The following is an 8,541-nucleotide window of genomic DNA, read 5'->3' as shown; positions in this document are numbered from 1 at the left end:
CACCAAATCGAGCGAAGCCATGATCTATGTGGCTTCCATTGGTCGCATGCTCCGCCGCTTAGCTCCTTCACCCAACCAAGCTCCGTTCAAATACCGACTTACAGCATGAAGAGGATTCCGGATAGGCTCTCACTCCCAAAGCGGATGCGAGGTCTTTCCTCGTGAGATCAAGTTCATCCAGATAGTGAGTGAGATGACCGGGGATCGTTTGAAATCCCGTTCGCGGTGCCGGCATAAATAACTCTCCCAATAATCCCTCATGGTGGTGAGATCAGCTTTGAAGAAGAAGTGGCTTCAACTGTGAAGGAGTTGCCTTCTTCATTGCGTCTGTGCACCCACATTACGGGAGTGCACGCAGTGGGCTTAGGATCCGTTCTCACTCTGGCGATGGGGGCGTGCATGAGTTGGAAAAAGTGCAAGTGGTCGCTTGCAATAATTATATTCCGCAAGGAATGGCTCGTCTTCACTTTTTGGCGATAATTCGTACACATCCATTGACGAACCATTCCTGATTAAGCGGAATCAATTCTACTGCATTTGTCAATAGCTTTCTCTCACATGAGGTTATTCGCAGGCAGTCCCTGCGCATTCGTGAAGCAGCAGCTTACAGTTTCGTTGTCGCATAAAAGTCTTGCATACTGATGAACATGAACGTTGCAGTTGCGATGCTGATTAAAAGGAGCACTGCTCCAATCCAGCGCGTCCGCTTGATCTGCCACCACATTAAGACACCTGATAGCGCCCAGGTAACCATCGCAATCGCCATTGTGTCGACAAACAACGACCACATGCTTCGACCGTTCCAATGTGGAGATTGACCGTGTGACGTGTGAAGTCTTAGAAAGAACGCCCGCGGAGTAAATCCGTCGTCACCGTTGTAATGAGTGACATCAACATGTCCATCTTTCAGGACGTAAGTGACACGTGCTGGTTTACCATCAACAATGGCCAGGAAATTGAGCTTTGCCCATCCGAAAGGTTTCGGATTTCCCGAGTCGATTCCTGCTTCATCGAGAAGCGGACGCACCGAATTGAGAGCGGAGATGTGAGGGTCGTTGTCGATCTTGATGAAGCTTTGGAGGTCATCGAGGACAGGGACGGGTGTTTCGGGGTTTTCAGGGAACGTCACGAGATGCGATTCCTGAGTGATGGGGTCGATGTGGACGACGTGTCGTTCTCCGCTTGCGAAGACTTCAAAGAGCAGGTCCCCCGTATACTCCGCTCGTGGATTCTCTGCGAGAAGGATCTCCGATTGCGGAGCGGCAGACTGAAGCGAATCGACGACTTGCTGCGCGAATCCCTCTGGCGTGGGAAATTCACTCATTGGTGTCGACGCGATGACCTCTTCGGAGAGTGGCTGCATTGCGACTTCAGAAAAGAGCCACTGATGATTGTACATGGCTCCGGTGATTCCGTAGAGGAGAACCCAAGGCAGAAGGAGCAGTCCCGAATAGAGGTGAATTCTGCGGATGAGCTGCATCAATCGCGTGGAGAGACGCTTTGGCCGACGTGCGTTGCCGTTCGTGGGAGCAGTGGACGCCTCTTCGGGGCTTGTTTGTTCAGGATTTTGCATTGTCGCGGATTTCAGTTCAGAGAGCAGATAGCGAGCGGGTTCGGACGAAAGCGTACGTTCAAGGGCTTCCGGAATTCAAAGGCAACGGTCCAGGCGACTGCGGGAAGACTTGCATTCGCTGTCAGTGCAGTACGTTGTCCGAGCGAATTCGCTTGAAATGTTTCGAAGATTGAAAGATTGGGCCCAGTATTGCGAAGTTCTTGTCGCGTGTCGATTGTTTCCTCGAAATGGAACAGTCAGAATCAGCAGATTGAACGAATTCGGGGCGAATCTCCCGCACAGTTTCATGGCCGGTTCCTTCATGGACCATTCTCGCGTCGCTGATCATAGAAAGTGCAGATGTGAAGAGTCTCTTTCTGGTTGGATTGATTGTTCTCGCTTTCGAAACATCGAACGTGATGGCTGCGGATGAACGACCGAATATCGTTTTGATTCTCGCAGATGATCTGGGTTTTGAGACCGTCGGTTGCTACGGAGGGACTTCCTACGCGACACCGAATCTTGATCGGCTTGCTGCCGAGGGTGTTCGATTTGATCGGGCCTATGCCCTTCCGCTATGTACAAATACGCGGATTCAATTGATGACCGGTCGCTTGAATCTTCGGAACTGGAAAGCCTTCGGGATTCTGGATCCGGCAGCGACGACGATCGGACATCTCTTCCAGAAAGCTGGCTACAAAACATGCATGGCTGGGAAGTGGCAACTCACAAGCTACGATCCGCCAGACTATCCCGGAGCTGAATTTCGACGGGATACCGGAATGCTTCCGGAGGATTCTGGTTTCGACGAGTACTCACTCTGGCACGTTGGACACACTGAAGACAAAGGGTCGCGGTACGCTGATCCGGTCATCGTGCAAAACGGCAAGGAATTGACGCGGACGACCGGAAAATACGGACCGGACATTTGGTCCGACTTCATCGGTGAGTTCATCGAACAAAATCAGCAGGGACCGTTCTTCGTCTACTACTCGATGGCCCTACCCCATAACCCGATGGTCCCCACGCCCGATAGCCCGGAGTGGAAAGAGCCTGAGAAACGTCATGTCGAAGAGACGCGACTGGCGAAAGGCATGATCGAGTACACTGACAAACTCGTCGGGAAGCTTGTTGCGAAACTCGAAGCCCTTAAGCTCCGAGAGAATACGCTGGTTCTCTTTTACAGCGACAACGGCACGAACATGCGTGTCGCATCCCGAATAGGAGATCGAGTTGTTCGCGGTGAAAAGGGAAAGGCGACAGAATTAGGTGTTCGTGTTCCGGCAATCGCGAATTGGCCGGGAACGATTCAAAGCGGCATTGTCTCGGACGATCTTATTGATTCGGTTGATTTGCTTCCGACGCTTCTCGAAGTCGCTAGTGCTGAAGAACTGATTCCTCAGAACGTCGACGGAATCAGCTTCGCCAACGTTTTGACACAAGAAGAACCGGGACAACGCGAATGGGTTTATATACATCAAGACCCTCGACCGGGCTGGGATAAAGATCGTTTTGCGTTAATCCGAGTCGCAATCGGTGAGTGGTTCAAGTTGTACGAAGACGGCCGAATGATCGATCTCGTGAACGATCTTTTTGAAGAAGAACCTCTGTATATCGCGGACGATTCTCCGGAGGAGCGCGAGGCGCGTGTTGAGCTTCAGGAAGTCCTTGATTCCATGCGTCCGTATCCGATGTTTGATCCCAGTCGCGTGCCTCGTCCCGATCCATCAGAGGTCTTTCATCGCTATCAGTTTCAAGATCAGGGAGGATTGATCGTCGTTGAGGCGGAGATGATCCCTGTTCAACGGGATGAGTCATGGGCGATGGAGAAAGCTCTCCCGGAAGCGACAGGGTTTGGTTATTTGAGAGCACTCCGTTCTCAACAAGAGTCTCCCGAGTCGGGAATCACAAGGGTGAGTCTGAATGCGAACGTCGAGGGCGAGTGGCAAGCTGCCGTTCGTGTTCGAAGTGATCACCCGCAACCGGAGCGGGAAAACACGTTCTGGATCAAAGTTGCTGATGGCCCCTGGATGGTCGGTGCCCTGTCGAAGAACATTGCACCGGGTGAATGGGGCTGGGTCGATGAATTCAGCCCCATCGATCAGCCGGAGGAGCTTGTGAATCAGTGGCGGTTCGAAGAGCTGGCGAATGATGTCTGGATTGCACCCCGTTCCCCCAATCTGAAAATTGATCGGCTCGTTTTCTTTCAGGACGATCGAAAAGACATGGCGAAGAAGCTTACGTTGCCAGTTTCAGACTTTCATCCGTGGTCGAGCAAATACCCTGCTCCCGGTGAGGAAGTCGGAACGACTCCGTAAGGGGACCGTTGAGCACGCGAGAGGATTAGCGACTTTCGTCTCGTGGCTTCTTTGCGTCAAGCTTTTCAGGATTCTGCGAGTCGCATCGAATTGTGGGGATTCATTGATGTCTGCATTGGCGACGCGCGGGGATCGGCAGCTCTTGCCGTTCAGTCCGGGCTTTCCGCTGATCTTGGATGTCATTTCTCTCCATTGCGGACGTTGGATACCGTCTGATCATCAGGCTTTGCGGCGGATTCTCATCGAGAACTTGAGCAAAAGTCTCAATTGATGAAGAAATTCAGTTGGAGTACTTAGAGGCACCCCCGCCAGTTCGCATGAAAGTCTCGTGCAAATTCGCGAAGGCACTCTCAAAACTGCTCTACTGACTCAAATCGATGAGAATCCATGTCGTCCTCTTCTCTCCGCCGCCTGTTATCACCGTTCTTTTCGACATTGGCCATTGCGTTGACGATTCCGTGTCACGGGCTCGTCGCACAAGAATTTGTTCCGTTCAACGTCGATTCGGTTGCAACGGATTCTTCCGAAGCCGACTGGATCTCGCTTCCCAGTTCACAATCGGTTGGAGACGCTTCTTCTCCGACTCGTCGCGAGGCTATCCCGGTCAATCGCTCGACGGGATGGTTCTCTCAAACCGCTCAGCCCGGGCATAACCCAGTCGGTCAGACAGAGAGCCGTTCCAGTTCCTGGAACGAGCAGGAAGCTCCTTCGAGCGGTAACTTCACTCTGATGCGATCACGTCGTCCGGTCCGAACCGAGTCGCCTGCGGAAGTTAAAAGTGTCACCAATGAAGCCAGTTCCGGAACCGACGATCCCAATTTGGAGTCGCCTCAACTGAAGAGTCCCCCTGGAAGGCAACTGGTCCCGGTTGTTGAAGACAAGACTCAATTCGAATTCCCGGCTGCTTCGTTTGAAGCCGGTGGATTCAAGTCTTTAGAGAACCCTATTGAAGAGGCTACCACTCAAGAGGCGCCGTCGAAGGTTCACTTCGATCAACAAGTGACTCCGGTTGCCGCGGTGAACGAGAGTCAGGCCGCTAAGCCTTCCGCGTCTCTGATCACACTGTGGAAAGCACAGAGGTAACTCCTGACGTTGCTGATGCTCAACCTGAACAGTCGTGCGAAGAGCCCCCCGTTCAAACTGCTCATGCGGAAACTGGTTCCGGTGCCGAGTCTGCCAGCGAGTTGACGTTGGAAGAGATCGGTAGAAAGCGGTCGGTCGCGGAATCCACAGAGGCTCCTGAAGATGTTAAACCCGTGGTCATTTCGCACTATGCTAAAGCCACTGAGTTTTTGAAGCTTGCTGAAGACGCTGTTAACAAGGCGATCGCTTACAAAGCTGAGATCGATACCGTTGCAGCTTCAATTGAAGAGCAGAAGGAGAAGTTAGGAAAGGAATTAGAGCCGCTTTCTCTGACAGCGGGAGAAGCTGATCTCGCAACTCTCGAACAACAACTCATCGTTGAGCAAGAGTTGCTGAATGCTGCTTCGAAAAGTTTAGAAGACTGGGAATCTCGCTCGAAAGTTCGAAGTGAACGACAGCCGCAGATGCCTGTTATCATCAATCAGGCACAGGAAAAAATTGCAGAGCTGAAGACACAAATTGGTGCGGCACCGGTTTCGGGTGAGCATCCCCTCGTGACCGAAGCTCGTCGAACTGAGCAGACAGCGCAACTGAAACTTTTGGAAAAACAACTTGATCTCTATCACGTGGAACAGCTCCGGTATGAAGCTCTCAAAGACCTGTTTCCGCTTCAACGCGACAATCTCGTACGGGAGAAAAAACACTCGACGAAACGACTCGAAGCATGGAAAGAACAGATTGCAACAGCTCGACGTCTTGAGTCCGAAGCCCAAGCTCAGGAAGCTCGACGAAAGTTGCAGAATGCGCATCCCGCCCTGCGAACTCTGGCTGAGCGGAACGCCACGTTAACCGAAACACGGACTCAACTGCAGGATGAGTTGACGTCGATCGCCACGGATCTCGAAAAGGTTTCGGAACAGCTCGAAACTGTAGAAGCAGAATTCGCAACGGCCGAGGAAAAAGTTGATCGAGTTCAGAATGAACTGACAACCGCGATTGGGTTGTATCTGACAAACCAGCGTGATCACCTTCCGAATGTCGGTCGTTTCTTAGAAATGAGGAAGTCCGCCGCTGAACGAGCTGCTCAATGGCAACAAGAGTTAATGCTTCTCGAAGATGAGCGTGCTCGCTTCGGAGACGTTGTGGAGATTGCGAAGTCTCTCGCGGAGAGCCATCAAGACTATGGTTCATCCAGCGAGATTGAACAGATGGCTTTAACTCTCGCTCAGGACCGTCGTAAGTATCTCGGCGACTTAATTGGAGATTACAACTCTGGGCTTAGGAATCTGGCAGATCTCGATGTTCAGGCTCAGAACCTCGCGAAACTGGTTGAAGAGTTTCGGTCTTACATTGATGAACGAGTGCTGTGGATTAAAAGTGCCCCAGTTGCTGAATGGGGGACATTTGAGCATGCGGTGGAAGGGGCAATCAAGTTCGGTTCGCCATCGCAGTGGGTGAATGTCGTCACAACGATTGTGAATGCACTCGTTCAGCGGCCTGCACTTTCAATGACGATCATTGCTGCGTGTGTGTTTCTTGTCTTCTTGCGTTGGCAGTCTTTGGGATGGCTTCGAAAGATCTCGTCCCGAGCGGACAAACGTGAACTCTCTCCAATGATCGCGATGCCAGCTGCACTCGGACTGACAGCGTTGATCTCGATTGCGATTCCTGTCGCGATTCTGTTGACTTCGTGGTTGATTCAAACATTTGCAATTTCGGACGACCAATTCTCGACTGCTTTGGCAACTTCTCTTCTTCGCGCAGCCTTCTATGCTGGAACGATTGAATTGTTGCGACAACTGACGCGTCGCGGCGGTGTCGGAGATTTCTTTCTTGGTTGGCCCCATGAGGTCACGGCTCGCGTCTATCGTGCATTGTCAACACTCATGATTCTCACGACGCCACTCGTCTTAATCGACGGAGTTGCGATCCAGTTCAACGACGGCCAGTACGTGCAGTCGTTGGGGAGAGTGATGTTCGTTTCGGGAATGATTGTGCTCACGTTCGTGATGTATCAGGTCGGAGCAGCGATCACTTCGCTCCTGTCGACCAGCAATTATCAGCGGTCGAGGATGATCTTTCGCCTTGTGAATGTGATCATTCTATGCGGGCCGACTGCGTTTTCCGTCCTGTCACTCATGGGATACCACTACACAGCTAAGAAGCTTCTATTCCGCCTCGAGATGACTCTCCTTCTCGCTGCCGGACTTGTTGCCGCGTTTTCGTTTGCGAAAAAGTGGGTGACTGCTGCGAACCATCGTTTCGCACTGGCGAGTCGATTTCATCGCCGTCACAACCAGGCCGGACGAAAGTCGGAAGTTGAAAACGACAGTCCGGAAATGCATCCGCATCATCTATCGGAACAAATCGGTCGATTCGCAAGTGGGCTGGCGATCGTCGTCTTTCTGGTCGGAGCATGGAACATTTGGATTGAAGTGCTTCCTGCAGTCCAGTCCGTCAGCAACGTCGAATTATGGCGAACAACTGCTCAAGTCACCGAAGTCGTTGATATTGGAGAGGGACGCTCGGAAACGCAACTTGTCACTCGCGCTGTCCCGATCACGATTTCAAAGCTGATTTTCGCAGTGATCTTCCTGGCAATGACGTTCGTCTTCAGTCGTCATTTACGAGCAGTCCTTGAGGTTCTGGTTTTCCGTACCTTTACCATGGACGACGGAGCGAAGCATGCGGTGACAACGATTGCAGGCTATGCACTCACTTTGGCTGGTGTCGTCACTGCGTGTCAGACCATCGGCATCGGTTGGTCGAGCGTTCAATGGCTGCTGGCCGCGTTGACCGTCGGATTGGGTTTTGGACTTCAGGAGATTTTCGCCAACCTTGTTTCCGGTTTAATTCTCCTTCTTGAGCGTCCTGTTCGAGTGGGCGACGTTGTCACGATCGATGACGTGACTGGAACTGTATCCAAGATTCATATTCGGGCTACCACAATCGTCGACTTCGATCAGAAAGAATATATTGTCCCTAACAAAGAGTTTATTACAGGACGAATGCTAAACTGGACACTGTCCAATAAGACGAATCGACTTCTGGTTCCGGTTGGAGTTGCCTATGGAACCGATACCGACAAAGCACGTGAGCTGATGAAAGAAGTTGCGATCGCCCATCCGGTGGTTCTCAATGATCCCGCTCCAACCGTCACGTTCGACAGCTTTGGCGACAGTGCTTTGAACTTAACACTTCGGTGCTACCTGCCAGATCTCAAAGATCGACTGGCGACGTTGACTGAGATCAATCGAGCGATTGATCTCGCGTTTCGCGCCCACAATATCGATATTCCATTCCCGCAGATGGACCTTCATCTGAATGAAGAGCAGGTACTCAAAATGCCTCTGAATGCAGAAATTGCTGGCCCCCCTGAAATGCCCCCGAAGTTTGAACCAGGCTTATGAGAGTTGGGGTTAGGTAAGTAAGTCAGAGGCTATCCGGAAACTGAGGTTTTGTGAAAGTCTGGTTTTGTTCACACTTTGCGGTTCATCAACGCAAAGGAGTGCACGGTGTCCGAGGCGATTCGAAAAGCGTACCCAAGTGACCTGACTGACCTTCAGTGGGAGATGATCGAAATGATTC

4 protein-coding genes are annotated in these 8,541 nt (G+C 51.8%); 3 read left to right on the top strand and 1 reads right to left on the bottom strand.

Features of this window, described 5'->3' with window-relative positions; all coding sequences use genetic code 11:
- Positions 1-604: 604 nt before the first annotated feature.
- Entirely contained in the window at positions 605-1,573 is a 969-nt protein-coding gene (locus KOR42_RS25115; RefSeq protein ID WP_146512558.1) for a PepSY domain-containing protein, read from the bottom strand.
- Positions 1,574-1,914: 341 nt separating this feature from the next.
- On the opposite strand from KOR42_RS25115, the gene KOR42_RS25110 reads away from it, so the two are divergent.
- From KOR42_RS25110 to KOR42_RS25100, 3 genes are all read left to right on the top strand, one after another.
- Positions 1,915-3,870 (top strand): sulfatase-like hydrolase/transferase, encoded by a 1,956-nt coding sequence (locus KOR42_RS25110; RefSeq protein WP_146512557.1) that lies wholly within the window; start codon positions 1,915-1,917, stop codon positions 3,868-3,870.
- Positions 3,871-4,257: 387 nt separating this feature from the next.
- On the top strand, positions 4,258-4,953 hold the full coding sequence (locus KOR42_RS25105; RefSeq protein ID WP_146512556.1) for a hypothetical protein: 696 nt from the start codon (positions 4,258-4,260) through the stop codon (positions 4,951-4,953).
- Positions 4,935-8,363 (top strand): mechanosensitive ion channel domain-containing protein, encoded by a 3,429-nt coding sequence (locus KOR42_RS25100; protein ID WP_146512555.1) that lies wholly within the window; start codon positions 4,935-4,937, stop codon positions 8,361-8,363. Before KOR42_RS25105 ends, KOR42_RS25100 begins: the two co-directional genes overlap by 19 nt.
- Positions 8,364-8,541 lie beyond the last annotated feature (178 nt).

The organism is Thalassoglobus neptunius, from assembly GCF_007859735.1.
GTDB classification, from domain to species: Bacteria; Planctomycetota; Planctomycetia; order Planctomycetales; family Planctomycetaceae; genus Thalassoglobus; species Thalassoglobus neptunius.
Note: the sequence above shows the minus strand (reverse complement) of the source record. Positions and strands in the feature narration are given on the sequence as shown.

Bases quoted from the DNA above. Each gene is read 5' to 3' on its own strand.
- KOR42_RS25115 (WP_146512558.1), bottom strand. From the start codon at position 1,573: ATGCAAAATCCTGAACAAACAAGCCCCGAAGAGGCGTCCACTGCTCCC.
- KOR42_RS25105 (WP_146512556.1), top strand. From the start codon at position 4,258: ATGTCGTCCTCTTCTCTCCGCCGCCTGTTATCACCGTTCTTTTCGACA.